Raw genomic sequence first — 24,067 nt, 5'->3', positions numbered from 1 at the left:
CATTTCGAACACGGAAGTTAAGCTCTCCAGCGCCGAGGATACTGTGTGAAGATTAACACATGGGAGAGTAGGTCGCCGCCAGGGATTTTTTACGTCCATTTTTCTGAAAACCTTCACATTACTTCGTCATCTTTCTCATTCCTCGGTCATGTATATCTGTATACACTCCCTTCGTCATTCGAAATCTTCCTTGTACTGTTCGCTTTTGAGAAAAATAATACTCGTCTTTGCGAGGGCATAGCCCGAAGCAATCTCTAATCGATTATTCTTTAAACCAGATTATCGCAAACTATAAATACAAGATGCGTCACTGCGAACCTGCAACGCAGGTGCGGCAGTCTTCCACGTACATCACACCTGAAAGCTCAAACATATCGATTATCTCTGTCTTACTCCTCCCTTTAGCAAAGGGAGGCTGGGAGGGATTTACATTCCTTTTTATCAATCTGAAGTAATCTGTCACTCTATTCCTCGCGAAGACATTCAGTGTTGTTGTGAGGGATTGCCGAAGAGTCTCAGCGTTCGAGATCCTTCGGCTAAAACCTCAGTATAGCGAAAGTACATGCAACAGTTAAATTTAAAATATCATAAATAGACGCATCCATGTGTAGCTCACTTATAATTATCTTTCATGCTTTGTAATTCTTTAACTATATCCTTAGATAGTACTTTGATACCGTTATTAATAGTTTTACCTAGGTTTTCAAACATTTGCTTTTGCTTTTCCAATTCGTAGGGAATTGATACGTCGCTTCCTTTTAAAAAGGAGTAGTTGTATCTGATCTTTTTAGTAATCATTTTTTTATCTTCTTTCTCGTACTGAATGGTCATGTCAAAGAATGAATTATCTCCGTCAGGAAGATTCTGATAGGCACACACTAAATATGCAATTTGTTGTCCAGGCGCGAAATGACTAATTTTTATGACTTCTGGTAGATGTTTTGCATATTCATGTATTGTATTAATAAAAGTTTTATCAAAACTGACTTCTGTATTATATGCGATACCTTTTCCAATATTTTGTATCACTATCTCCAGATGAGTAGATCTTTTAAATGATTGCATATGAATGGATAATTCTGGTGATGTACCAAGTATTCGTAATTGTTTTGTTTCTTTTGTCAGCTGATATGAGAAGTATACATAAACAATAGTAACTAGGATCATTACCCACTCAGGCTCGATGTTTGAAATTAATGTGCAAAAGGAACTACTCATCTAAACCACCTTTTTAAGCTTAGTAATTAATTTAATATATTATACCGCACAAATGGATTGAATAATTAATTGTTAGCATTTAACTAGCATATGATTGTGGCTAATTAATAATGTTATAATCAAATTAATTTCTGCCGATATTATCTATATACTCTAACAAAGGACATTACCTATGAAATATAATCTTTCCATACCACACCTGAGCGATGATAACAGAGAGCTGAAATACATTTCCGAAGCGATAGAGAACAACAACATCGGGCCTGTGGGGCGGTTCATGCCTGAATTTGAGTATGCAGTCAAAAAGCTGACAAGCTCAAAATATGTGCTGGGAGTTGTCAACGGTACGTCGGCAATACATCTTGCGCTTCTGGCTATGGGCATAACCAAATATGACGATGTTCTTGCGTCCACGTTCACTTTCATAGGATCCGTTGCTCCTGTCAGCTATATCGGGGCGAATCCGATATTCATCGACAGCGAAGAGGGGACGTGGAACCTTGACCCAAACCTGTTGGAAGATTATCTGAAAAAAACTGCGAAGACCCCCAAGGCACTGATTCTGACGCATCTTTACGGTCAGCCAGCAAGCATGGACGACATCTGTATGGTGTGCGACAGGTACAACGTTACTCTTATTGAAGATGCGGCGGAGGCCATAGGAGCATCATACGATGACAGGCAGTGCGGAACCTTCGGCACGATGGGTATTCTGTCGTTCAACGGCAATAAACTGATAACAACGGGCGGAGGCGGGATGCTTCTGTCTGAGAACAAAGAATACATCGAAAAAGCGTCCTATTATTCCACTCAGGCTCGTGAGCCTGTGATGCATTACGAGCACCTGAACGTTGGTTATAACTACCGCCTCAGTAACCTCCACGCAGCAGTGGGGCTTGCGCAGATGGAAATTCTGAATGAGCGGATAGCCGCCCGCAGGCGTATCTTCAAAACTTACGAAAAAGAATTTGCAAATGACAGCCGGATAAAGCTGATGCCCCAACATGAGAAGGCTGATGGCAACCGCTGGCTGACCACTGCATTGTTTGAAGGTATCGACCCAATGGTATTGATGAAAAAGCTTGCCAATCAGGGTATCGAGACCAGACCCCTCTGGAAGCCGATGCATATGCAGCCTGTTTTCAAAGATGCGGAAAGGGTTGTGAACGGCACATCAGAAAAGCTTTTCAGCAAAGGACTTTGCCTGCCTTCATGCTCAACAATGACCGATGAGGACGTGCGCACGGTTGCGGCGGCGATAATAGGAACTCTGGATATCAGCGGCTGATCTTCAGCTCGTCCATGAGTTTATCCATAAACCGTCTGTCGGATTCGTTTGCGTTATAGAAAAAGAAACGCCCGTATGCCCTCTGAACGTCCACCAGTGCGGACATCATCAGGTGTTCGGCGGTTATCAGTCTGTCCTGCGAGGTTTTATAAATATTTATCAGGTTATATGCTTCCTGATAATTCCTTGTTTCCGGCAGTTTTTTATATTTCTGTTCAAGCACGATCATTTCAGCGTCCGCCTGTTTGTAGCTCTGTGCGGCTGCTGCGGCTTTATCGATAGAGTCGGCAATTCTGTCACGAACATATTCCCTGACCTGATGTTTCCTTTTGAAATATGCCATAAGCTCCGTCTGCTTCTCCGCCAGTTCGCTCTGGTTTTTGCTGCCGTCATAGATCGGGATGGTGAGTTTCAGGCTCATGTTCCACTGGTTTTCGTCAAAATTCTTGAAGAAATCCGGATCCACGTTACTGTTCTCAAAATATCTTGTGTATTCACCTGATACGCTGATATCGGGAATCGTGAATCTTCTTTTTGCCGCAACGATATCCCGCCTGCTTATCTTTATAAATTCGTCCAGAGCCAGAAGTTCCGGTGATTCGGCCAGTGCCTTTTCGGCGAACCTGTCGGCCAGCAGTTTCAGATCGACCTTGTCAGTAAGGAAGATCTGCTCAAGGGAAGCTGTCATATCAGTTCCGAACACGCTGACATAGGGCAGAAGAGTGTATGAGGTTATATCCTTAACTGCGGTCATGTCCGCAAGGTTCGTGTATGATTCCGCAAGGTTGCGCAGAGCCGGCTTTGTGTCGTAATAGACGGGATTCTTTATTTTAAACCTGACAGCATTCTCTTTAATCTTTTTATTGGCGGCCTCGGCGTTGCGCAGAAGGCGGGCATAGCGGATAACATCGCAGTAGCTGCCTGATGCGGCGGAGATAATATCTGACCTCAGAACCTCCGCAACCAGTCTCTGGGCTTTAGCTCTGTTCTCGTTTGTGGACATTGCGGCGAACTTTGAATCGGAGAAGAGCACCTGATGCAGGCGAATCTTTGCGCTGGGAACGTTGTACAGCGGAAGTTCCTTGTATCCGTCACGGGTCTTGTCCACTGAGTTGAGGGTTGCTGATGCCCGAACGGTGGGTATGAAGGTATCCAGAGCCTCTTCAATTTTATTGACGGCTGAGTCCCTGTCCTGCTTTACGATGTTATATTCCTCGTCCTGAACAAGGGCGGCATCGATCACACTGTACAGCGAAAGAGTTTTTCTTTCTGCAGCGAAAAGCGGGGCTGCCCATGCTATAATAACGAGAAACAGAAATATGCGCCTCAATGTTTCCTCCGGCATATATCTATATTCGTCATGATTGCCCTTATGTCAAGAATGTTCGGCGGAAAATACAGGTTGCGCAGAGTGAAAAATGATTGATATTAAAAGTATAGGTGATCCATATGCTTAAAATGGACTATAAACTCCCGCTCTTGAGCGGAGAGATGAAGAATCTCAGGGACTATGACGGCAAGGTGCTCCTTATAGTGAACACTGCCAGCCGCTGCGGCTTCACCCCGCAGTATGAGGGGCTGGAGGAGCTTTACCGTCAGTTTAAGGATGAAGGTTTCGAGGTGCTTGGGTTCCCCTGCAACCAGTTCGGCGAACAGGAACCGGGCACTGAGAAGGATATCGAAGATTTTCTGTCCTGCAACTACACTGTGACCTTTCCGGTATTTGCAAAGGTGGAGGTCAACGGCGAGGATGCCCACCCGCTGTTTAAAGAGCTGAAAGAGCTTGCGCCGGGAACAATGGGAACGAAGGCCATAAAATGGAATTTCACAAAGTTTCTGGTGAGCAGGGACAGAAAAAGAACAGTAAGATTTGCCTCGGCAAAGACTCCTGACGGAATAAGGGGTTATGTGGCTGAGGAGGTCATGAAAAAATAAAGCCGGAACGGAAAACCGTTCCGGCATTTTCTTAATTAGTAGCGATTGCCGCCGCCGTATCCGCCGCGTCCTTCGCGGGGGTTGGGGCGTCCGCCGCCTCTGGATCTGTCTCTGTCTCCGCTGCTGCGTTCCTGTCTGGGACGAGCCTCGTTAACAGTAAGGGGGCGTCCGATAAAGTCAACACCGTTCAGTTCCTCAATGGCTGCTGCGCCCTGCTCATTGTTTGCCATTTCAACAAAAGCGAATCCTTTAGAGCGTCCGCTTTCGTGGTCTGTGATGATTCTCACAGAGCTTACCTCGCCGAAAGACTCGAACATATTGCGCAGTTCGTCTTCAGTGGCTTTGTAAGGAAGGTTGCCTACATAAATGTTCATAATACTTCTGCTAGTCCTATAAACTTATTTCGCCATGACTTACCAATCGAAAACCGATCATGGCGAATGAAGAGCGGTGTCCGATTTCTGCCGCCCCATTCGGGGCGAGTTTCCCGTTAACGGTCTGAATCCCCCTGCCAGAGGCAGTTTGGGCATATTGCCGTTCATACGGAAAAAGTAACAGAGAAATTTACCGTTCGCAAGTTTATTTGAACTTAAAGTATTTGTGAAAAGTGTGGCTTACGCCAGTTTCACTTTTCTGACAGTAATTTCGTCCCTTTTCACGCCTCTGTGATATTTTATTGAAGGCTCACCGTAAAGCAGTGCATATGCAACGTTCATGTCCTCGCCGATGCCGATTTCAGTGAGAATTTCGGGGAAGGCCGCAACAAGCCACATCACAAATCCTGCCCATACTGTGCCCAGACCTGCGGAAGCGGCTGCGAGCTCTGCATAGCTGAGTGCTATGAAGCCGTCGGCAACGGGAGTGGGGGCTGATTTAGGAGTGACGGAGAACATTATGTGGGGTGCGCCTCTGAAAATAATGTCTTTTCCGTTTCTGAAATGCTTGGCGAAAACTGCGAAGATTGCGCTGTGTTCGTCCAGTCTGCCTTCCTGTTCTGCTTTTTCGATTGTGGAAATGACCAGTTCCTTGAACTTAGCCATCTGCTCTCTGGTGTCCACAACCACGAACTGAACCTGATGGTCGTTTTTGCCTGTGGGTGCGTTTGCGGCAGCTTTGGCTATTTTGTCGAAGGTTTCGGGTGCAACGTCTTTGTCTTTAAATCTGCGGACAGAGCGTCTGGTGCGGATGAGAGCGTCGACCTGCTCAAAGCCCGCCGCTTTGTCAGGGTTTACGCAGGTTTCGGGATCAACTCCCAGAATGGAGATTGCCGCTGTGGGGCAGATCGCCAGACAGTGCTGACATCTGTAGCATTTTTTCTCGTTCTCGGGCTTTATGAAGGGAATTTTGTCTTCAAGCTCGATGATTACAGCGGGGCAGTCCGCCACGCATTCTTTGCATGAGATACATTTGGATTCGTTTACGATGAAGTCAATCATATATCCACCTCTTATAATCCGAACGCCTGCAGAAGTTCTGCGGGCATATCGGGTCTTCCTTTTTCATTAATGGCAGTGCCGGTTATCTTTGCCTTCAGAACAAGTTTTCCGTCACTGTTAAAAATATCCTGAACAAATGTGAAGCGCAGTTTCGACTCCCTCTCGACATTGATGCACACGGTGAAGGTGTCGCCGCTTCTCAGGGAACTTTTGTAGTCAAGCTCCGCACGGGTTACTATCATGATGATGCCTTTGGCGGTCATCTCGGCGAAGTTTATGCCGATGCTGTGCAGAAACTCATGGCGGGCGTGCTCCAGATAGTTCATGTAGACGGCGTTGTTCACAATGCCTTCCATATCGCATTCGTAGTCCCTGACCTTGAAGTCCAGAGAAAATCTGTATCCTTCCATGTGTCCTCCTTACATCATTTTAGAACGGTTCACGAACTCTTCCCTTACGTATGAGATAAGCGTCTGCGCCGAAAGTGAGCGCAGATTCTGTGCGGTGACTATGGACAGGGTGTTGTCCGGCAGAGCGGGCAGGTTGTTCAGAACCGTGTAAAGCTCCTCTTCGCCGTTCACTCTGGAATAGCCCACGGGAGCAACTGCGATACCCGCACGGACGGCGGACAGTATCGCAAATGCGCTGGATGCGACGAATGAGACCCTGTAGGGTATTCCCGCCTTTTCCAGTGACTCTATGCACCATCTTCTGATGTGGCATCCTTCCGGATAGACAGCCAGCGGCAGGGGGCGTGTCATTGCCGCACCTTTGCAGGGGGATGTCACCCAGACCACCTTTTCGCTGTATATCTTTTCGTGGGGTTCGGGCATGTCGGCAACAATGGCTATGTCCAGATCTCCGTTCTCAACCTTCCGGAGCATGTTCTCCTTGGTGTTGGTTGAGAAATCTATCCTTGAGTTGGGGAACTTCGCATAAAATTTTCTGAGTGCGTTGGGCAGAATGGAGGATGCGTAAAGCTCCGGAGAGCAGACACGGATGTAGTCGTGGATGTCGGGATTTGCTATGACTGTGAGCGCATCGTCGTGGGCTTTCAGAATCCGCACCGCATGCTCCAGAAGTCTTTCTCCGGTGGGGCTGATGCTGAATCTCTTGCCCTGTTTTATGAACAGAGTGCCCGTCTGCTCCTCAAGCCTTTTCATCTGCATGCTGACAGCTGACTGGGTCATGTTCAGAAGGCATGATGCTTTGGTGTAGCTGTTCACCTTGGCTATCGTAACAAATGTTCTGAGCAGATCTATCGAAAGTTCCATCTATCACCAAATTTGATTGAAAATATAAAATACATTCGTTGGACTGATGGATGGTTATACAGTAAAAAAAAGCAGAATGCAACAGGAGGTGTGATATGCAGTCCATTCTGGAGAGAAGAGAGCAGATATTTTCGCTGGCCAAAGAGATGCGGGGGCAGTATCCGGAGTTTGAGAAAAGGTTCGTGGAGAACGATGCCTTCGTATACGGCGACGGCGCACTGCCTGCGAAGGTGAAAAGGATGATGGCGATGGTAGGTGCGCTGGTGAGCAGGTGCGAGGGGTGCATCCTGTCCCAGACCATAAGAGCCATCGACAACGGGGCTACGGCGGACGAGATAATCGAGGCCTGCCACGTTGCGGTCATGCTGGGCGGAACAATGGCACTGGCGGAGAGCACAAAAGTTCTGGCGATATTGAAAGAGAAGGGGATGGTTTAACCATTCCCTTTTTAAATTTCTAAAAAATCCGAAACAGTTGATTTATTCCTGCAATGATGTATATATGTTGGTGCATTATACAATTGTTTAGTGCAGTTAAAAAACTTTTAACAGGCATTTATGACATCAAAACTCCGGACTTTCATTTGGTTTGTTATAGCCAACTCAGCTTTGGCAATTATCATCTCTCTGAAATTTTATGAATTTTTCCCCGCAGAGTCTTTCACTGCGCTCTCTTTCACATATGCGCTGACATCAACTCTGGGGCATATGTTTTTCATGGCGTTTGTTATGGGGCTTCCTCTGATAGCGGCATCATATATCCCGAACAGGGTGATCCGCCGGACGGTATTCGCCCTTGTAGGCAGCGGCGGGCTTATCTTTCTTTTCATCGACACGGTGGTTTTTGCGCAGTACCGCTTCCACATCAACATGGCAGTTCTGACACTGGTTTTTTCAGACGACATCGTCTCCTTTCCCCTTGTGACGTGGGCGATAGTGATCGGCAGTCTGGCCGGTGCTTTTGCGGCGGAATATGCGCTGATATCGTACATTGAGAACAGGCAGAGAACCATCAGGCCGAAACTGGGGCGAAAGATAGCTCTGGGATTTCTGGTTCTGCTGGTCTGTGCAAACCTCATAAACATATGGGGCTCGGCCAATGCAATGCAGTCGGTGACCATCATAAAAAAATATCTTCCTCTTTATCACCCTGCGGCGGCAGGGGGGCTTATGGTTAAGCTGGGGCTTGTTGACCCCCACGAGCTTGAGACCCAGAAAAAGCTGAACATAAACGACGAGGGCGGAGACCTGAACTACCCTCTGAAACCCATAGAGGGAGCCGCTCCTGAAAAACCTTTCGATATCGTTTTAATAACTGTGGATTCATGGCGTTATGACACTCTTTCAAAAGAAGTGACACCGAACATCTGGGAGATGTCGAAGAATGGTGTGGTTTTCAATAATCATCTTTCCACAGGCAACTCCACCCGTGCGGGGATATTCGGGCTGTTCTACGGACTTCCCGGAACCTACTGGCACTCGTTTCTTGCCAACCAGCGTTCTGCTGCCATAATCGACAGGATGCAGCAGCTTGACTATCAGCTGGGCATCTTCGCATCCGCACAGCTGACCCGTCCGGAGTTCAACCGGACGATATTCCGCAACGTCATGAACCTCCGGATGAAATCTGAGGGGGACTCTGCGGCGGCGAAGGACAGAGACATAACCGACGACTGGAAGCAGTGGTACGTAAAAACCGACAGGAGCAAGCCGTCATTCACTTTCCTGTTTTATGACGCTCCCCATGCGTATGATTTCCCCGTTGGCTACGATGCGGGCTATAAGCCTGTGATAGAGGGCGACCTGAACTATCTTTCAATAGATAACGACACTGATCCCACGCCGATTTTCAACACCTACAAGACCAGCGTCCACTATGTTGACAGCCTTGTTAAAGAGGTTGCCGATACCCTGAAGGCATCGGGCAGGCTGGACAGAACGGTCATAATTGTAACGGGCGACCACGGGCAGGAGATGAACGACAACAAGCTGAACTTCTGGGGACACAACGGAAACTTCACCGATGCCCAGATAAAGGTTCCGTTCGTCATAATAGCTCCCGATGCGGCGGCAGGGGTAAATAAGAAATACACATCAGCCTACACATCACACGAGGACGTTGTGCCCACGCTCATGAAAAACTATCTGGGTGTAACAAATAATACGGCGGATTATTCCACAGGATTCGATCTTTACGGTGATTTTGTTCAGCGTGACTGGGTGATATCGTCAAAATACAGCGGCTATGCCGTTGTTTCAAAAGACACCATAGAGGTGATGAACTCCATGGGCGGCTACGAGGTTTTTGACAGAAGCTACAGACCGAAGGATCAGAAGCTTGACACAGGCCGCATGAAGGGCGTGTTCGAGAGCATCAGCAGATATATGAAATAACAGTCATCCCAGGCTCGGCGAAGAATCTCTCATAAAAAGAGACTCTTCGGGCTGAGCCTCAGGGTGACTTAAGACTGACTTTTATACAAACTTTTTCGCCTGTTCCAGTGCGTTGTCTATGTGGGGGCAGATGTTCTCTCTGCCTATCTTTTTATCAAACTCCACCTTCTCCAGCGTATGCAGCAGATTCGGTGAAATACCGGACAGGATTAGCTGTATCCCTTCGCTTTCGGATTTTTTCAGCACCTCTTCCAGAGCCATGATGGCAGTTGCATCTATGTATGGAACTGTGCGCATCCGCAGGATAATTACCTTCGGCTTTTTCTTAACGATGCGCAGTGTGTCCTTGAACTGGTTAACCGCACCGAAGAAGAACGAACCGAATATCTCGAAAACGTCCACTCCGTCGGGTATCCTGTCTTTGCTGAGAACGTCGTGTGTTTCAAAATCCTCGTTGACCTCCCTGCCGAAGTTCTTGACCTCGGTTGTTTCGGCCATGCGGTTCATAAAGAGCAGTGCGGAGAGCACAACTCCTGTTTCAATCGCCACCGTAAGGTCGATGAACACCGTCAGAAGGAAAGTAACAACCATGATGAGTATGTCTGCGGCCGGACTTTTCAGCAGTTTAAGAAAGTGCCGCCATTCGCTCATGTGATAAGCAACAACGATGAGCACCGCCGCCAGTGTGGGCATGGGTATCAGTTTTGCCCATTTGCCGAAGAACATGAGGATCAGCAGAAGGGTTATTGCGTGCACTATTCCCGAAACGGGTGATGTTGCTCCGTTCTTAATGTTCGTTGCGGTACGGGCTATGGCTCCTGTGGCGGGTATCCCGCCGAAAAGGGGCGAAAAGAAATTCGCCACGCCCTGACCCACAAGCTCCATGTTGCTTCTGTGGCGGGTGGAAGTCATACCGTCGGCCACCACTGCGGACAGAAGGGATTCTATTGCCGCAAGCAGGGCTATTGTTATTGCGGAGGGGAACACCGCCGTTACCAGGTCGAGGTTGATGTCAGGGAAAGACGGCAGTGGAAGTGTTGAGGGCACTTCGCCGAACTCGGTCTGAATGGTTGCCACTGGAATATTGAATGCGGTCACCGCCGCAGTGGTTATCAGTATTGCTATTATTGAGCCGGGTATCTTTTTGGTGAATTTCGGCATGATGAGAATTATCGCCAGTGCCGCCGCCGCAACCGCTATGGAATATGGATTGAATGTGGATGCGGACTGAACGTAGCTCTCTATCCTGTGGATGAAACCTGCCGATGCGGCCTGTGTTTGCAGTCCGAAGATGTCCTTTATCTGGGTTGTGCCGATGATGAGGGCGATGCCCGATGTGAAGCCCACCGTCATGGGATAGGGGATGAACTTGATAACGCCGCCTAGCCTGACGGCTCCCATGGCAACCAGCATGATTCCGGCTATCATGGTTGCAACTGCAAGCCCGTTGTAGCCGAATTTGACAACTATGTCGTAGACCACGACAATGAAAGCACCGGTGGGGCCGCCTATCTGCACACGGCTTCCGCTGAGAAGACTGATGAGAAGTCCGGCTATGATGGCTGTGAACAGACCTTGTTCCGGTTTAACGCCGGAAGCGATGGCGAATGCGATGGCGAGGGGCAGGGCGACTATGCCGACAGTGACGCCGGAAAGTGTGTCCTGCATGAGGCGTTTTTTGTTGTAACCCTCTTTGAAACAATCATAAATTTGAGGGACTAAACGAGAACTCATCAGATAAAAACCTCCGTATCCTGATAATTTCATCGTTTGTGGTAGAAATCGTGGGGTCGGGTGGCTTTAAACCATAAGTTAAAACAACAAGGCTAAAGTCAGATGGCCTCAGATAGGTACCAAAACGGTATTCATATCTTTGACATTGTGAAACTTAGATAAATTAATAAAACGGGATAAAATATGCAAGTAAAATTTATGCCTGAAATGTGAAAGAGTTTTTTAACTGAAATAGAATTGGTGTTTTAAAAATTATGCTGTTCAAAAACTGCCGACTTGCTATAATGCCTTTCATTCAAAAGGCAAAGAGGAAAATATGGACAGAGTAACCCTGGCTGTTGGCGGCGGAGGCGCATCCACTCAGTCGTTCATTTCAGATATCATCTTTTCAAGACTCGGAAATCCCCTGCTCAGAAAAGCTGCGGATGCGGCACTTATCGACACCTCCCTCAGAACAGCGTTCACAACGGACAGCTTCGTTGTACGCCCCGAGTTTTTTCCCGGCGGGGACATCGGTAAAATTGCCATATGCGGAACCGTCAACGACCTTCTGGTCTCCGGCGCAATTCCGGAATACATTTCATTCGGTCTCATAATTCCCGAGGGCTATCTTTTAACCGACCTCGAAAGAGTGATCGACAGCATGGCGGCCACCTGTGAAAAAGCGGGTGTTCAGGTTGTCTGCGGCGACACAAAGGTTGTTGAAAGGGGTGCTCTGGACGGACTTATAATAAATACCAGCGGCATAGGCAGAACCGTTCGTGACTGGACGGACTATGCCAATATCTCCGCAGGCGACAAGGTGATCATCACATCCGATGCCGCCCGCCACGGAATGAGCGTTCTTCTGGCCAGAGGCGAACTGGGCTTCGACGGACAGATAGAATCCGACTGCGCACCGCTGAACGATGTTTTCGATGCGGCCCGTCAGTATGCCGTCACATTTGCAAGGGACGCCACCAGAGGCGGAATAGCCGCCGTGCTTAACGAGATAGCGGCTATGTGCGGCGTGGGCTTCCTCATGGAGGACGAGCACATAAAGGTGCGAGACAACGTCCGCTACCTCTGCGACATGCTGGGCTTTGACCCATTGTCGGTTGCCAATGAGGGTTTAGCTGTTATAATAGTCAAGGAGCAGGACGCAGAAAAGGCTCTGGCGGACATAAGAAAGACGGCAAACGGAGCGGATGCGGCCATAGCCGGAACCGTTACGGCCGACGGAAAGGTTGTACTTAAAACCACCATCGGCGGCAAAAGATTCATAGAGATGCCCAGAGGCGAACTTCTGCCCCGAATCTGCTGATATGGAAGCGAATATGATAAAAATAGACTGGGAGAAACAGGGCGGGCTTCTGCCTGCCGTGGTTCAGGATTATAAATCAGATGAAGTTCTGATGCTGGCATACGTCAACGAGGAGGCGCTGAGGCTTACCCTCGAAACGGGCTACGCCCACTACTGGTCCAGAAGCAGAAACCAGCTCTGGAAAAAGGGCGAAACCTCCGGCCACCTGCAAAGGATTGAGCAGGTCAGGCTAGACTGCGATGGCGACACACTGCTTTATATAGTACATCAGACAGGTCCTGCCTGCCACACGGGAGAGAAATCCTGTTTTTTCACCCTGCTGGACAGTGCGAAAGGAGAATGATCGATGGCGGGTTATCTGCTGGGGGTGGATGCGGGAGCTTCCAACCTTAAGATTATTGAACTGAAAGAGAAGAAAGGCGATTTTACGGTTAAAAACCTGTTTCTTCGCCAGATGCCCTCAAACGTGATCGTTGACGGAACCGTCATAGACCACGGTGCGGCGTCGTTCGCCATTAAAGAGGCTCTGGCTCTTGCCAAAGGGCTTACAAAAGATGCGGCTCTGGGAATGCGGGGGCGTGACTCCATTGTGAAGCACATGGAGATACCCTGGAACGGCAAGGGAAACTTTCAGGAAACATTCATCTGGAGCGCAGATCAGTATATAGGCATACCCGCTTCCAAAGCGACTTTTGATGCCCAGCTTCTGTCATATGACGAGGAGAGGGGTGTTGCGGAGGCTGTTGTTGCCGCCGCCGGGCGGGACAAGGTGGCCGACTGCATCGCAATGGCGGAGCTGGCCGGACTGAACCCCGTTGTGGTGGATATTGAGGCTCTGGCTCTGGTGAACCTGCTTACAATGATATACGGAAAGAAGAAACATCCCGATGCCGTCATTGACCTCGGGCATGACTGCACGAATATAATTTTTTATGATAAAGGTTTTGTGGACTATGTGAAATCCATCCCCAAAGGCTGTAAGTTCCTTATGGAGGAGCTTGCGCAGGATATGGACATGGATATAGAAAAGGCCGCAGAGGTTATCCGTGACAGAGAGGTAATGACCAACGACGTTGACGCTCAGGCGGCGGCAATGTCCTTCGGCAGCACCCTCGGGGCGGAGATAGAGACCGCTGTGGAGAGCTACATTGCCGAGCGCAGAAAGGAACCTGTGGATATCAGACTTTGCGGGGCGGGGGCGAACCTGAGTGTTCTCACCGACCAGATGGAGATAGCCATGCGGATGTCACTGCCGAAGGTGGATCCTTTTGCGGCTGTGGAGCTTCCGGAACAGCTTAAACCCATTGCCATGCAGGCCGGAGCCTGTGCGTTTGCCGTTGCGGTGGGACTTGCAATGAGAAAGGCATGAGACGGATATTTTTCTGTCTTGCCCTTGCTCTTCTTCTGGGTTCCTGCGCACTGCCAAAGGCGGATCCTCTGGCAGATGTTTCAGAAATATTCACCGTCATAGATATGCGTATGGTTCCTGTGCGAAACGGGGACGTGCTCACCCTTGACTTCTTAATAAACACCGACCATGCGAAATTCTCCGCTGAAATCGACGAGGCCGGCAAAACCGTCACCCTTAAATCAACCACATTCGGATATTATAAACTAAATTACGATCTCCAGCGTCCGCTGACCGCCGTCAGTCTTTTTAACTCGGAGCAGGGCGAGCTTACCATAAAAATGAAGCTGGCTCTGAAATGCAGTATGGCGAAGGTGGACACCGACAAAGGATTCAGAATCATCCTTCAGCTTCAGGAAGAGGACAGAGAACTTACCGCCATGCAGGTTTTCGGCGGATGGCAGAAGGGCTTTGCGGCGGCAACAAGGCTGACAGGCGTTAAAAACACCCCCCTGCTGACAGTGCTCACCATGGACAACATTCCCGTTTTCTCATCAGGCAGTAACGGAAATGCGAACTATCTGGACATATACGGCGTGCGGATCCCTGCGGGCAACGTTAAGCAGAAGAACGTATCGTCTGTTGAGATTCTGGACGGCAAGAGCCGCATAACTTTTAAGAACGGCGGACAGTTCTGCATTCAGGACAACATTCTGACCCTTGGCACCTCCTGCGGCGGCAGATATCTTTCGCTGTTCGGATTTGCCAAGAACAAACAGAGCGGCACTGAAAGATTCCGGATAATGCTCACCGGAAGGCCGGAGATAACCGTTAAGACCCAGAACGGGATAACAGCCTTCGGAATTAAAAACGTAAAACTTTTCGGCGAGGGAATGCTCAGGTTCGACGACGATGCCGTAACAAAGGTCGAGGTTCGCCGGAGCGGCGGGCTGACATGGATAGTCTTCCTTCATGACCCCGCTTATAAATTCAGAAGATTCTTTTCATCCGACGACGTCCTGAACGTTGTCTTTTTCAAGGGATAACATGGAAAAACTGAAACTGTTCATCATCGCAGGTGAAAAATCAGGCGACAACCACGCATCCGCACTCCTTTCGGAAATTCAGAAATATGCTGAAACGGAAGTGTCCGGAACAGGCGGAGCAGGGCTTAAAGCTCTGGGACAGAAGCAGTTCTATGACATAAACGAAATGAACGCCATCGGCATTGACGAAGCCATCAGAAAACTTCCCTTCCTGCTTAAGGTTCGTGACAGGCTGGTGGCTGAGATAAAACAGAACCGTCCAGATGCCGTCATTCTTGTGGACTATCCGGGGTTTAACCTGCGGTTTGCAAGATATGCCAAAGAGCTTGGTATTCCGGTGATTTTCTATATTTCACCCACCTTCTGGGCATGGCACTACAGCCGTGTGAAAAAGCTGAAACAGTTCTGTGACCTTGTGCTCTGCATCTATCCTTTCGAGCCGGAGATGCTTAAAAAAGAGGGCGTAAACGCCGTATACGTCGGCAACCCTCTCAAGAAGCAGATAAACATAAAATGTGCCGACATGTCCGAATTTCTTGCCAAGGGAAATTTCTCAGGAGAAAAGCCTGTGATAGGTCTTCTGCCTGGCAGCCGCCGCAGAGAGGTTGAGTCCCTTCTGCCTGTGATGGTGGAGACGGCGAAAGCTCTGCCTATGTATGACTATGTAATAGGCGTTGCCGACACCATAGACGAAGGCAGGGTGCGTGAGCTGATCAAAGGCACGCAGATAAGGCTTGCAACGGGCCTCACCCACGACATAATGAAATATTCTCATCTGCTCTGGATATGTTCAGGCACTGCAACCCTTGAAGCGGCAATAATAGGCACTCCCATGGTGCTGATGTACAGAACGGGCGCGCTGACCTATGCTCTGGGGCAGTTCATCGTCCGCACCAAATACATCGGAATGCCCAACATCATAATGAAAAAAGCGGTGATCCCCGAACTGATTCAGGGGGATGCCAACGCCCGCAATCTGGCTAATTTCACCAAAAAAATAGAGGACAGCTACGAAACCGTTAAGGCCGACCTTAAAACCGTGGGCGATTATTTCCCCGACACCGACGCTTCGGCCGAGGCCGCAAAGGAAATTTATTCCTTTCTCAAAAACCCTTCAGAGGGAAATTAATTCCGTAACTTTTCAGAAAATTCTTATTTATCAGTAAAATTCTAATTGGCACGATATTTTCTATCAATATGGGCGGAGGTGTCCATATGGAGAATCTATCGATATTAAAACTTTTCAGTTCGGCGTTGAAGACGAACTCTTCACAGGGTTCCTCCTCGTCCTCGGCTGGCGGAGCATCATCATCTTCCGGCGGCGGGAAGTCCGAATTTGAAGATGTTTTCAGGTCATATCTGGACAAGACCGGAGCTTCGCAGAAGCCCACGGTGGTCAGAACGGACAAAACGGACACACAGAAAACAGTGACAGGCGCAGACAGCGCTCAGACGCAGGAAACGGAAACACCCGAGCAGGTGATAGACAGACTCGATATAAGCGATGAGGCCAAGGCGGAGCTGAAACAGATGCTCGCCGAAGCCGATACTCAGGAGGGTGCTGACGCTTTCGTTCAGCAGCTTCTCACAATGCTCCAGAAAGCCGGAATGACATTTGAGCAGGTTGAGGATGTTATGACAGACCTCGCCGCATCGATTATCAACCCAGCCGCAGGAGCACAGCCCACACCCGCAGTGGTTCTGGAATCGGTTCTGGATGCCATAGTTGAGATTCAGGACGGAATGTCAGACCCCAAAGCTCAGTTTGTGATGCCGGAGAAGAAAGAGGAGAAAACTCTCACCATAGCCGACCACACAGCGAAAGAGCAGAAACCTGCAACTCCACACACAGACACTCAGAACACAGCACAGCAGAAACCTGCAGCCGAAACAGGCGTGAAGGAAGCTCAGGCGGTTAAGCCGGAATCTCTGACAGCAGAGCCTGTAAAACCCGAAGTAGCGGCCGAGCCGGAAGCTGAGGTCAAAACTGTTCAGACAGCTCAGGCTGACACAGCGGATGTTGACGAGGCTGTGATCGACCTTGCGGCAAAGCGTGTTGAGGCAAAGGCCGACACAGGAAATCAGAACAGCGATTTCATGACCAAACCGCACATTACGGAAAAGGTCATGGTCAACGAAATAAAAATTGAGAAACCTCAGGATATATTGAAGTTTGCGGAGCTGGTGGAGATAGCCAAAGGCCAGAACGTAAGCAAGATAAACGTTCAGCTCAATCCCCATGAGCTCGGCAAGGTCAATATTGAGCTTTCCGAACATTCAGGCAAGGTTACCGGAAAGATAACCTTTGAGTCCGAAACAGCCAGAAACTATTTCGCAAACAACATGGAATCTCTTAAACAGCAGCTCGCCGACAAGGGGGTTGTTGTTGAGAACCTCGAATTTCTTTTCAAAGACTTCGAGCACCATGAGTTCGCAGGCTGGGACAACAGGCAGAACAAAGGCGGAAACGGCGGCCAGTCAGGTCAGACCGTTGACGATGTTACAGATGAAGAGGCTGCTTCCAGAGAGGACAGCAGCTCAGTTATATACGCTTAGGGCAGGAGATAGGACATGATAGTCTCTAGCGCATCGGTAAACACGGACACATACGACAAGTCCAAGCTGAAAGTGGACAACGACCACGGTAAACTTAACCAGTCGGATTTCCTGAACCTGTTCATAACACAGCTTCAGAATCAGGATCCCACAGAGCCTATGGACAGCTCACAGATGCTTCAGCAGACATCCACTTTCAGTCAGGTTGAGAGCATGGCGAACATGAACACCAACATGGAGAAGATTCTGGAAGTGCTGAGCAACACCTCAAGCCAGAGCCAGATGGCATCCGCCTCTAACTTCATAGGCAAGGCGATGGAATATGAGGGCAACGACACAACCCTTACAACCTCCGGTGCGGCGATCTCCTTCCAGGCATCTCAGGTTCCCACAAAAACATCGGTGATAATCCGTGATGCGAGCGGAAAATATATCCGTACACTCACACCCACCGTAACCGACACAGATAAGATGTTCCTTGTTTGGGACGGAACCGACGCTTCGGGCAACAAACTTGCGACCGGCTCATACAAGTTCAGCGTAAAAGCGACCAATGCCGACGGCAAGGAAATAGACGTTAAAACCTATTCCAACGGACAGGTTACGGGTATCACAACGGATTCAGGCAAACTTACATATGAAGTCGACGGAAAATATACGGTGGCAGCCGACAAGGTCATTTCCGTCAGAGATCTTACTAACTAAGGCGAGGTGCAGATATGATGCGTTCACTTTACTCGGCCATCAGCGGTCTGGGTGTAAATCAGAGAGCAATGGACGTTCTTGGTAACAACATATCAAACGTCAATACAATAGGTTTCAAAGCGGGCAGAACCGTATTTCAGGATATGCTCAGCCAGACAATCTCCGGCGGAACATCGGCCACAGGCTCTGTTGGCAGCAGAAACCCCTCGCAGATAGGTCTCGGTTCGGTGCTGGCAACAGTCACCAATGTTTTTACAGACGGAACAAGCAAAACAACGGATGTGGATACCGACCTCTCAATTCAGGGTGACGGTTTCTTCGTTCTTTCCGGTCAGTCCCAGAATGAGTTCCTCTACACCAGAGCGGGAGATTTTAACTTCGATTCCACCGGACACCTTGTCTCCTCTTCCGGTTTCGGTGTTCAGGGATGGATGGTTGATCCTGAAACGGGAGAATTGCAGACAGACACCAACACGGATGCAATTATTGTCGGGACTGATTATCAGGCGGTTGAAGCCAAAGCCACGACTAAGACAAGCGTGGCGGGTATCCTCAGCACGGATGCTGATCCCAACGTTCTTGAGTATCCTACCCTTCTCCACAGTGCCGAAGGCGGCGCAAGCATATTTTCTGTCTATTCTGCAAAAGGCGTTAAGATGGATGTGGCGGCTGACGAACCCATCAAGATAAAAGCACACGCCACAGGTCTCACCGACATGAGCAAGATATACAACGACACTGACGTGAGCCTCGGTATTACCAACAGCAGCAACAACAGCCTTCTGGTATACATCAACAACACAGCCTACACCTTTGTTTACGGCGGTGCCGGTCCCAACGGCTTCACAACAATGCAGGGACTGGCGGATGCCCTTGAAACCCAGCTGAACACTGTTGCGGGAGCGGCCGACTTTGACGTAAGCGTTACAAACGGAAAATTCACCATCGCAAAAACAGCTGATGCCGGAGCGGATGTCACCATCAACTCTTTCAGCGGTTCGGCCAGACTGGCAGTGGCAATGCAGAACCTTGCAAGCACCTATGACGATGCATCGGATACAAAATCCAGCGAACAGCTGTATTTTGAGCAGACAATATATGCCGGCAGAGATTTCACAACCCTTTCAGAGCTTGCGGCTGAGATTGAGGCGGCAATAGACGGAAACGTTCTTAAGAGCGACGACTTCACAGTTACGTTCGACAGCGCAACCGGAAAATTTTCATACGCCAACACAGGCGACCCCCTTGACGCAACCGAGCCTAACCTTACAGGATTTACTCTGGATAAGGCTTACAGCGGAACCAGCTTCGAGCTGAACATGGTCACCAACGATCCCCTTACAGTGGCGAAGGGAGCCACAGGAAGCAGTAATACTTTCCTGAGAGAGGCCAAGGATTCTGATGCGCTTATAAACCTTTTCACCAGCAACGGAACCTCAATGGGGCTGACTCAGGATTCGGTACTTCAGTTCACAGGCGGCGTGGGCGGTACTAACCTCACCGGAACAGGCTCTCAGCCTGTATACTCCGCAGGCATCGATCCTCTTGATCCCGCAGACGACGTTTACTTCACTCTGCAGGATCTCAGAACCTCCATTGCCGACTATTTCGGTTATACATCATCCTCCGAGAGCGAGCTTTCAAGACACGTCGGCAGCTTTGACGACAACGCAGGGAAACTGGTTCTTACATCAAATGCAGGTATCCCTAACGCCATCAGCTTCATTGACTTTGAAGTCCTCGGCAGCGGAAACTACAGCACATTTTACGACTATTTTGATTATTCCTCCACTCAGGCGGCCACAGGCGGCGTTGTGACAACTTCGCAGACCATCTATGACGCACAGGGTAACGAGCATACTCTTAAATATAAGTTCGAGATGGTGGATTCTATGAAAAACACATGGAAACTCACCCTTGAAACACCCGACACGGGCGCAAGCGTGGCCTTTAACGAATCTGCGGGCGACAGCGTTTACCTGCATTTCAACAACAACGGTTCGTTCAGCTACATGGCAACAGAGGGCGGAACAAGAATTCCCTCGCTCACAGCTAACTTCAACCCTAACAACGGCGCAGGCGTTATCAGCGATATAGCTGTTTCCCTCGGTACGGCAGCACTCTTTGACGGAGTATACCTTTCATCCGGCGACGGCGGAATAGAGAAGACGATTCAGGACGGATACCCCACTGGTACCCTTGAGGATGTCATGTTCAACTCCGCAGGAGAGATCATCGGCTACTATTCAAACAGCGAAGTTGTTAAGCTCGGTCAGATAGCCCTTGCAACTTTCACAAACCCTCAGGGTCTGCTGAAAGTGGGCGATACGACTTTCAGAGCCACAACCAGCTCCGGCGTGGCTTCGGTGGGTACTCCCGGAACAGGAGCCAGAGGGGATATCTCTTCCGGAACTCTTGAAAACTCCAACGTCGACCTTTCGTCGGAGTTTGTAAATATGATCACAACCCAAAGGGGCTTCCAGGCCAACTCAAGGGTTATCACCACTTCCGATGAGATGCTTCAGGAGCTTCTCAGCCTTAAACGTTAATAATCTCAAAGGCCGCAGGAACCCTTCTGCGGCCTTTTCTTAAACCATTCCTGCTATTATTTCTGTTGACTGTACTGGTTCAAATCCTGTATCTTTATAATAATTATAATACTGTCTGCAAAGACGGAATGATATTTATGCATTTATCGGAGAAGTTATGGATATAGCCACTATTGTCGGCATGATACTGGGTTATGCGCTTGTCATCGCTGCACTTCTTATGGGCCCCGGCATAGCTCCCTACATAGATATCCCCTCTGTTCTTATAGTTATCGGCGGGTGTGCGGGCATCATCATGATGTGTGTTCCCATGGGAACCTTCCTCAACTTCGGCAAGGTCACCATGAAAACGGTGAAATATCCGCTGGAGGACTCATCAAAGCTGATAGCTCTTCTTGTGGAGTTTGCAGTTAAGGCCAGAAGGGACGGAATACTCTCTCTGGAATCGGCAGGCGACGACGTTACGGACGAATTTCTTAAAAAAGGCATCAGGCTGGCCGTCGACGGAACAGAACCTGAAGTTATAAAAGGCATTCTGGAAACAGAGCTGAACTACATGGGCGAAAGACACAAGTCCGGAGCCACGCTTATGGGCTTTCTGGTGGACTACGGTCCCGCTATGGGTATGATCGGTACCCTGATCGGTCTGGTGGCGATGCTCCAGACGATGGACGACCCCAGCTCAATCGGCCCTGCAATGGCGGTTGCGCTGCTTACCACCTTCTACGGAGCCATGATTGCGAACATGTTCGCAGGTCCCCTTAAGGCGAAACTTGAAGGCAGATCATCGCAGGAGACCCTCATCAGAGAGATCATGATAGCAGGGATCATGGCCATACAGGCGGGCGACAACCCCCGTATTGTAGAGCAGAAACTGAACGCTTACCTTGCTCCCAAGCAGCGTAAGTCACAGTTTGACTGATATATCCGGAGACTTGATAAATGGGTGAAAAAAAATGTCCCGAATGTAAGCCCGGTTCTCCGCTGTGGATGGCAACTTTCACGGATATGAACCAGCTCCTGCTGACGTTCTTCATCCTGCTGCTGAGTATGGCTTCCATGGACCAGAGAAAGATAAAGGTCGCTCTGGGTTCGCTTCAGGGTTCGCTGGGCGTTCTTAAGGAAGGCTCCCAGACCGAATACACCAGAGACGACATCATGTCCCGCATGTCCATGGTCAAAAACGTTCAGAACGTTAAGTCCAAAGTCACCCAGAATCTTCAGAGCTATGCAAAACAGGCGAATCTCCAGCAGAATATAACTGTTTCCGAATCTAAAAAAGGCGTTGCGGTAAGGATCATGGACTCGTCGCTTTTTGCGCCGGGCAGTGCAGACCTTAAAGAGGAGGCCAAGCCTCTGATGGACAAAATTGCCGCGGTCATTGCCGAATCGCCTTTTAATATTGTTGTTGAGGGTCACACGGACGACCTGCCGCTGACCACCGCACAATATCCGTCGAACTGGGAACTGTCCACCGCAAGAGCGGTCAGTGTTGTTAAGTATTTTATAGGTAAGGGTGTCTCCGCACAGAAGCTGTCGGCAGCGGGCTATGGAGAGTTTCACCCTGTTGCGCCTAACATAAGTCCGGAGAGCAGAGCGAAGAACAGAAGGGTTGAAATTAACTTTGTCAGCCCCGAGCTGGCGGAGTCGAACAAAAATCTGTTCGATGCCGAAGAAGAATCACAGGCAACAGGAGGAAAGTAAATGGCTGAAGAGGAAAAGACCGCGGAAGCGGCACCGAAGAAAGGCGGAAAATTAAAACTTATCATAATACTGGTCGTTGCGCTGATAATTCTTGGCGGCGGCGGATTTCTGGCGTATAAGCTGTTTCTGGCTCCCAAAGCCGGAGGGGAACACGGTGCAGAAACCGAAAAAAAAGAGGTTACGGCTCCTTCAAACGAAGTGGGCATGCTCTATCCTCTCGAAACCTTCATTGTGAATATGGCCGATAACGACGGCTCAAGATATCTCAAGGTCACTATTCAGCTGGAACTGGACAAAACAGAGAAGCTGAAAGAGGAACTTGACAAACGTGTGCCCCAGCTGCGTGATGCGATACTCACAATACTGTCTGCAAAGACGTATGAAGAGATAAGCTCCGCTCAGGGCAAACTGATCCTTAAACAGGAGATACTGCGCAGGCTGAACTCGCTGCTCCCGTTTGGCGCCATAACAAACATTTATTTCACGGAATTCGTTTCCCAGTAGGAAATATGAAAGATACTCAGATAGCAAAACAGGAGTTCGGAGAGGTTCTTTTCGACATAAAGGTTGAGCTGGGGCGCAAGCTGGTTAAGGTGCGCGATCTGCTCGGCTGGGAGAAGGGAACAATTCTGAAGTTCAATAAAACATCCGGTGAGCCTGTGGATTTTCTGGTTAACGGAAAACCTCTGGCTCTGGGCGAAATTATGGTCCTTGATGACAAATTCGCCATGCGTATCACGGAGATACTGGACAAAGAGAAACTCACTGAGATGTATAAAAATGGCATGTACCGTTAGATATCTTCTGCTTATCGCAATGTTTCTGGTCAGCACGTCCGCTTTTGCGGCGCATCTGACCTATGAAATAGACGACACAGGGCTCAGAATTCAGGTGGATTTTGACAACGGATATTCCAACGTCAACACCCTTAAGCTGGACAAGAGTTTTGTTGTGAGCTTTGAGACCAACGAACCCATAGTTTTCAATCAGGAATTCTGGGATATGCCAGTTGAAAAACTGTTCGTTGCGTCGGATGATACCAGAAAAAGGCTTATCACCGATTTTGCTGAGACTCTGGTTGTGCCTGAGATAGTCTCTCAGCCCAAGGTACTCAAGATAACCTATACCTTCCCGAAGGCAGCTAAAGCCGCTGACCCTGTTGTGGGCACAAAGGCTTATGCCAGAATGATCTGGGGTCTGCTCATAATTCTGGCTGTAATGCTGGGGATCTTCTGGGTTTTCAAAACATATTTCAAAAGACAGGTGTTTACCGACATCCCCGGAACCGGAAGACTTCTGGGCAAGGTGGATCTGGACATCCGCAAAAGCCTCTATTTCTACGAACTTGACGACAAAATATACATAATGGGCATAACCGACACCTCAATGAACCTCATCGAAAAGGTTACTGATGAGGACGAGGTGACCCGGATAAAGAGCGGATTCGCAAAGAAGACCGAGTTTGTGAACTACATGAAGTTCTTCAAAAGGAATCCGGGAATAAAGGACGAGGTGGAGATATCCAGAAACTCCATTTCGGAGAGGTTAAAGTCATTAAGAAAACGCTGATACTTCTGG

Annotated in this window: 24 protein-coding genes and 1 rRNA gene; 18 read left to right on the top strand and 7 right to left on the bottom strand. The window is 49.0% G+C overall.

The window, feature by feature from the left end:
* Positions 1–84: ribosomal RNA gene (gene rrf / locus C8D98_RS14065) — 5S ribosomal RNA — on the top strand; the annotation flags it as partial.
* A gap of 528 nt (positions 85–612) precedes the next feature.
* On the opposite strand, the gene C8D98_RS12455 is transcribed toward rrf, so the two are convergent.
* A complete protein-coding gene (locus C8D98_RS12455) occupies positions 613–1,218 on the bottom strand; it encodes a hypothetical protein (protein WP_132874491.1) in 606 nt (201 codons plus the stop codon).
* Between the two features lie 172 nt (positions 1,219–1,390).
* Here C8D98_RS12455 and C8D98_RS12450 point away from each other — a divergent pair, with 172 nt between their 5' ends.
* Complete coding sequence (locus C8D98_RS12450; protein WP_132874490.1) at positions 1,391–2,506, top strand: DegT/DnrJ/EryC1/StrS family aminotransferase; 1,116 nt, start codon at positions 1,391–1,393, stop codon at positions 2,504–2,506.
* Here C8D98_RS12450 and C8D98_RS12445 read toward each other — a convergent pair.
* Positions 2,496–3,836, bottom strand: coding sequence for a TolC family protein (locus C8D98_RS12445; protein WP_165871328.1), 1,341 nt, complete (start codon positions 3,834–3,836; stop codon positions 2,496–2,498). The genes C8D98_RS12450 and C8D98_RS12445 overlap by 11 nt on opposite strands.
* Before the next feature lie 119 nt (positions 3,837–3,955).
* On the opposite strand from C8D98_RS12445, the gene C8D98_RS12440 reads away from it, so the two are divergent.
* Positions 3,956–4,441: a glutathione peroxidase gene (locus tag C8D98_RS12440; RefSeq protein ID WP_132874488.1), complete on the top strand. Its 486-nt coding sequence runs from the start codon at positions 3,956–3,958 to the stop codon at positions 4,439–4,441.
* 35 nt (positions 4,442–4,476) lie between these two features.
* On the opposite strand, the gene rbp is transcribed toward C8D98_RS12440, so the two are convergent.
* The 4 genes from rbp to C8D98_RS12420 all read right to left on the bottom strand — a co-directional run bounded on the left by rbp (position 4,477) and on the right by C8D98_RS12420 (position 7,151).
* A complete protein-coding gene (gene rbp / locus C8D98_RS12435) occupies positions 4,477–4,815 on the bottom strand; it encodes an RNA-binding regulator (RefSeq protein WP_132874487.1) in 339 nt (112 codons plus the stop codon).
* 240 nt (positions 4,816–5,055) lie between these two features.
* A complete protein-coding gene (locus tag C8D98_RS12430) occupies positions 5,056–5,877 on the bottom strand; it encodes a nitroreductase family protein (RefSeq protein ID WP_132874486.1) in 822 nt (273 codons plus the stop codon).
* A gap of 11 nt (positions 5,878–5,888) precedes the next feature.
* Positions 5,889–6,287, bottom strand: coding sequence for an acyl-CoA thioesterase (locus tag C8D98_RS12425; RefSeq protein ID WP_132874485.1), 399 nt, complete (start codon positions 6,285–6,287; stop codon positions 5,889–5,891).
* Between the two features lie 9 nt (positions 6,288–6,296).
* Positions 6,297–7,151 carry a LysR family transcriptional regulator gene (locus C8D98_RS12420; RefSeq protein WP_132874484.1) on the bottom strand — a complete coding sequence of 285 codons (855 nt, stop codon included), beginning with the start codon at positions 7,149–7,151 and terminating at the stop codon, positions 6,297–6,299.
* A 95-nt stretch (positions 7,152–7,246) separates the two neighbouring features.
* Between C8D98_RS12420 and C8D98_RS12415 the strand changes: the two genes are divergently transcribed.
* Together C8D98_RS12415 and C8D98_RS12410 are read left to right on the top strand one after the other, a co-directional pair.
* Entirely contained in the window at positions 7,247–7,588 is a 342-nt protein-coding gene (locus C8D98_RS12415) for a carboxymuconolactone decarboxylase family protein (protein WP_132874483.1), read from the top strand.
* A gap of 120 nt (positions 7,589–7,708) precedes the next feature.
* Complete coding sequence (locus C8D98_RS12410) at positions 7,709–9,544, top strand: DUF3413 domain-containing protein (protein WP_132874482.1); 1,836 nt, start codon at positions 7,709–7,711, stop codon at positions 9,542–9,544.
* 81 nt (positions 9,545–9,625) lie between these two features.
* Here the strand turns inward: C8D98_RS12410 and C8D98_RS12405 are convergent, their stop codons facing one another.
* Positions 9,626–11,278, bottom strand: coding sequence for a SulP family inorganic anion transporter (locus tag C8D98_RS12405; protein ID WP_132874481.1), 1,653 nt, complete (start codon positions 11,276–11,278; stop codon positions 9,626–9,628).
* A gap of 316 nt (positions 11,279–11,594) precedes the next feature.
* On the opposite strand from C8D98_RS12405, the gene hypE reads away from it, so the two are divergent.
* From hypE to C8D98_RS12340, 13 genes are all read left to right on the top strand, one after another.
* Positions 11,595–12,581, top strand: coding sequence for a hydrogenase expression/formation protein HypE (hypE, locus tag C8D98_RS12400; RefSeq protein ID WP_165871327.1), 987 nt, complete (start codon positions 11,595–11,597; stop codon positions 12,579–12,581).
* A gap of 13 nt (positions 12,582–12,594) precedes the next feature.
* Positions 12,595–12,924: a phosphoribosyl-AMP cyclohydrolase gene (hisI, locus tag C8D98_RS12395; RefSeq protein ID WP_207891278.1), complete on the top strand. Its 330-nt coding sequence runs from the start codon at positions 12,595–12,597 to the stop codon at positions 12,922–12,924.
* A gap of 3 nt (positions 12,925–12,927) precedes the next feature.
* A complete protein-coding gene (gene pilM, locus C8D98_RS12390; protein ID WP_132874479.1) occupies positions 12,928–13,950 on the top strand; it encodes a type IV pilus assembly protein PilM in 1,023 nt (340 codons plus the stop codon).
* Complete coding sequence (locus C8D98_RS12385; RefSeq protein ID WP_132874478.1) at positions 13,947–14,975, top strand: hypothetical protein; 1,029 nt, start codon at positions 13,947–13,949, stop codon at positions 14,973–14,975. The genes pilM and C8D98_RS12385 overlap by 4 nt, the downstream gene beginning before the upstream one ends.
* 1 nt (position 14,976) lies before the next feature.
* Positions 14,977–16,104, top strand: a complete 1,128-nt coding sequence (gene lpxB, locus C8D98_RS12380) for a lipid-A-disaccharide synthase (RefSeq protein WP_132874477.1) — start codon at positions 14,977–14,979, stop codon at positions 16,102–16,104.
* Between the two features lie 86 nt (positions 16,105–16,190).
* On the top strand, positions 16,191–17,531 hold the full coding sequence (locus C8D98_RS12375) for a flagellar hook-length control protein FliK (RefSeq protein ID WP_165871326.1): 1,341 nt from the start codon (positions 16,191–16,193) through the stop codon (positions 17,529–17,531).
* Between the two features lie 15 nt (positions 17,532–17,546).
* Complete coding sequence (locus C8D98_RS12370) at positions 17,547–18,236, top strand: flagellar hook assembly protein FlgD (RefSeq protein ID WP_132874475.1); 690 nt, start codon at positions 17,547–17,549, stop codon at positions 18,234–18,236.
* A gap of 14 nt (positions 18,237–18,250) precedes the next feature.
* Positions 18,251–20,785, top strand: coding sequence for a flagellar hook-basal body complex protein (locus C8D98_RS12365; protein ID WP_132874474.1), 2,535 nt, complete (start codon positions 18,251–18,253; stop codon positions 20,783–20,785).
* A 157-nt stretch (positions 20,786–20,942) separates the two neighbouring features.
* Positions 20,943–21,707, top strand: coding sequence for a motility protein A (locus tag C8D98_RS12360; protein WP_132874473.1), 765 nt, complete (start codon positions 20,943–20,945; stop codon positions 21,705–21,707).
* Positions 21,708–21,727: 20 nt separating this feature from the next.
* Complete coding sequence (locus C8D98_RS12355) at positions 21,728–22,489, top strand: OmpA/MotB family protein (RefSeq protein ID WP_132874472.1); 762 nt, start codon at positions 21,728–21,730, stop codon at positions 22,487–22,489.
* Positions 22,490–22,993, top strand: a complete 504-nt coding sequence (locus C8D98_RS12350) for a flagellar basal body-associated FliL family protein (protein WP_132874471.1) — start codon at positions 22,490–22,492, stop codon at positions 22,991–22,993.
* A 5-nt stretch (positions 22,994–22,998) separates the two neighbouring features.
* The gene (locus tag C8D98_RS12345) at positions 22,999–23,286 is read left to right on the top strand and encodes a FliM/FliN family flagellar motor switch protein (RefSeq protein ID WP_132874470.1); all 288 of its coding nucleotides are present in this window, start codon (positions 22,999–23,001) and stop codon (positions 23,284–23,286) included.
* The gene (locus tag C8D98_RS12340) at positions 23,270–24,058 is read left to right on the top strand and encodes a FliO/MopB family protein (RefSeq protein ID WP_132874469.1); all 789 of its coding nucleotides are present in this window, start codon (positions 23,270–23,272) and stop codon (positions 24,056–24,058) included. Before C8D98_RS12345 ends, C8D98_RS12340 begins: the two co-directional genes overlap by 17 nt.
* Positions 24,059–24,067 lie beyond the last annotated feature (9 nt).

It is taken from the genome of Seleniivibrio woodruffii, from assembly GCF_004339245.1.
Lineage (GTDB): Bacteria > Chrysiogenota > Deferribacteres > Deferribacterales > Geovibrionaceae > Seleniivibrio > Seleniivibrio woodruffii.
This window is presented reverse-complemented; position numbering and strand designations above follow the sequence as displayed.

Bases quoted from the DNA above. Each gene is read 5' to 3' on its own strand.
- C8D98_RS12455 (WP_132874491.1), bottom strand. From the start codon at position 1,218: ATGAGTAGTTCCTTTTGCACATTAATTTCAAACATCGAGCCTGAGTGG.
- C8D98_RS12450 (WP_132874490.1), top strand. From the start codon at position 1,391: ATGAAATATAATCTTTCCATACCACACCTGAGCGATGATAACAGAGAG.
- C8D98_RS12440 (WP_132874488.1), top strand. From the start codon at position 3,956: ATGCTTAAAATGGACTATAAACTCCCGCTCTTGAGCGGAGAGATGAAG.
- rbp (WP_132874487.1), bottom strand. From the start codon at position 4,815: ATGAACATTTATGTAGGCAACCTTCCTTACAAAGCCACTGAAGACGAA.
- C8D98_RS12430 (WP_132874486.1), bottom strand. From the start codon at position 5,877: ATGATTGACTTCATCGTAAACGAATCCAAATGTATCTCATGCAAAGAA.
- C8D98_RS12425 (WP_132874485.1), bottom strand. From the start codon at position 6,287: ATGGAAGGATACAGATTTTCTCTGGACTTCAAGGTCAGGGACTACGAA.
- C8D98_RS12420 (WP_132874484.1), bottom strand. From the start codon at position 7,151: ATGGAACTTTCGATAGATCTGCTCAGAACATTTGTTACGATAGCCAAG.
- C8D98_RS12415 (WP_132874483.1), top strand. From the start codon at position 7,247: ATGCAGTCCATTCTGGAGAGAAGAGAGCAGATATTTTCGCTGGCCAAA.
- C8D98_RS12410 (WP_132874482.1), top strand. From the start codon at position 7,709: ATGACATCAAAACTCCGGACTTTCATTTGGTTTGTTATAGCCAACTCA.
- C8D98_RS12405 (WP_132874481.1), bottom strand. From the start codon at position 11,278: ATGAGTTCTCGTTTAGTCCCTCAAATTTATGATTGTTTCAAAGAGGGT.
- hypE (WP_165871327.1), top strand. From the start codon at position 11,595: ATGGACAGAGTAACCCTGGCTGTTGGCGGCGGAGGCGCATCCACTCAG.
- hisI (WP_207891278.1), top strand. From the start codon at position 12,595: ATGATAAAAATAGACTGGGAGAAACAGGGCGGGCTTCTGCCTGCCGTG.
- pilM (WP_132874479.1), top strand. From the start codon at position 12,928: ATGGCGGGTTATCTGCTGGGGGTGGATGCGGGAGCTTCCAACCTTAAG.
- C8D98_RS12385 (WP_132874478.1), top strand. From the start codon at position 13,947: ATGAGACGGATATTTTTCTGTCTTGCCCTTGCTCTTCTTCTGGGTTCC.
- lpxB (WP_132874477.1), top strand. From the start codon at position 14,977: ATGGAAAAACTGAAACTGTTCATCATCGCAGGTGAAAAATCAGGCGAC.
- C8D98_RS12375 (WP_165871326.1), top strand. From the start codon at position 16,191: ATGGAGAATCTATCGATATTAAAACTTTTCAGTTCGGCGTTGAAGACG.
- C8D98_RS12370 (WP_132874475.1), top strand. From the start codon at position 17,547: ATGATAGTCTCTAGCGCATCGGTAAACACGGACACATACGACAAGTCC.
- C8D98_RS12365 (WP_132874474.1), top strand. From the start codon at position 18,251: ATGATGCGTTCACTTTACTCGGCCATCAGCGGTCTGGGTGTAAATCAG.
- C8D98_RS12360 (WP_132874473.1), top strand. From the start codon at position 20,943: ATGGATATAGCCACTATTGTCGGCATGATACTGGGTTATGCGCTTGTC.
- C8D98_RS12355 (WP_132874472.1), top strand. From the start codon at position 21,728: ATGGGTGAAAAAAAATGTCCCGAATGTAAGCCCGGTTCTCCGCTGTGG.
- C8D98_RS12350 (WP_132874471.1), top strand. From the start codon at position 22,490: ATGGCTGAAGAGGAAAAGACCGCGGAAGCGGCACCGAAGAAAGGCGGA.
- C8D98_RS12345 (WP_132874470.1), top strand. From the start codon at position 22,999: ATGAAAGATACTCAGATAGCAAAACAGGAGTTCGGAGAGGTTCTTTTC.
- C8D98_RS12340 (WP_132874469.1), top strand. From the start codon at position 23,270: ATGGCATGTACCGTTAGATATCTTCTGCTTATCGCAATGTTTCTGGTC.